Raw genomic sequence first — 572 nt, 5'->3', positions numbered from 1 at the left:
CGCACCCACTCCGCCCCCGTCCCGCTCCCGCCTCGTATGCCGTTTGCGCATGGAACCGCGCGTGGGCGCATTGGACCGCATGGCCGCCGGGCGCGAGGGTGGTCCGAGACGCCCCCGCCCGGCATCGGCGGGGCGGTCACCCTCCTTCCGCACGCCCGCGCCCCAACTCCCGCACGCCCTGCTCCGCCGTGCGCGGGGCTCGGCCACGCGCCCCCGCGCACGGGGCACACACCCACCGGAGGTTTCCACACCATGCAGTACACCCGTGCCCGGCGAGCCGTCATCGGCGCGCTCGCCACGCTGACCCTCGCACCGCTCGTGGCCTGCGGCGGTGACGACTCCGCCGACGCGTCGCCCTCGGCCAGCCGGTCGGCCACCGCGTCGTCGGCGCCGCCGTCGGCCGCGGCGCCCGGCACGCCGGACGCGGCGGCGTCCGCGGCCACCGACAAGATCAAGGACCTGGAGCGGAAGTTCGACGCGCGGCTCGGCGTGTACGCCGTCGACACCGGCAGCGGGCGCGAGGTGGCCTACAACGACGGCGAACGGTTCCCCTTCGCCTCCACGTTCAAGGC

General features: G+C 76.4%; 1 pseudogene. It reads left to right on the top strand.

Going from position 1 to position 572, the window contains the following annotated elements:
• Positions 1-252: 252 nt before the first annotated feature.
• Positions 253-572: pseudogene (locus tag KUM32_RS35540) on the top strand (class A beta-lactamase); the annotation flags it as partial.

The organism is Streptomyces sp. AC627_RSS907, assembly GCF_019049165.1.
This window is presented reverse-complemented; position numbering and strand designations above follow the sequence as displayed.